Origin of the sequence: Sporolactobacillus shoreicorticis, from assembly GCF_024125445.1 — a bacterium.
GTDB classification, from domain to species: Bacteria; Bacillota; Bacilli; order Bacillales; family Sporolactobacillaceae; genus Sporolactobacillus; species Sporolactobacillus shoreicorticis.
The window spans coordinates 1-281 of record NZ_JAMXWM010000110.1 but is presented as its reverse complement, the minus strand read 5'-3'; the positions used below and the strand labels follow the sequence as shown (position 1 = coordinate 281).

The following is a 281-nucleotide window of genomic DNA, read 5'->3' as shown; positions in this document are numbered from 1 at the left end:
AAGGAAAAGAAATGGTGATGGTAGAAAAAACGCACCCCAAACGGGATACATTTTTCCGATCCTTATGCCTTTAGGTCAATGATATTCCCTAAATTCGGATCTGAAGCCTGAAGTGTTTCAACCAATTGGGCACCGCTTTGTTGCGCACTGTTTAGAGCCAATTTGGTTACGGCAAGGCTTACATCTTGGCTAAGTAAAGCCTGATGATAGCCAATAGATGCAGATGCAACGTCCATGAAAATCACCTCCCTAATTATTTATATCGGTGTAAAACTTAAATT

Annotated in this window: 1 protein-coding gene; it reads right to left on the bottom strand. The window is 40.6% G+C overall.

Going from position 1 to position 281, the window contains the following annotated elements; translation table 11 throughout:
* Positions 1 to 62: 62 nt before the first annotated feature.
* Positions 63 to 236 (bottom strand): YjfB family protein, encoded by a 174-nt coding sequence (locus NIE88_RS22235; protein WP_253065755.1) that lies wholly within the window; start codon positions 234 to 236, stop codon positions 63 to 65.
* Between the last annotated feature and the right edge of the window lie 45 nt (positions 237 to 281).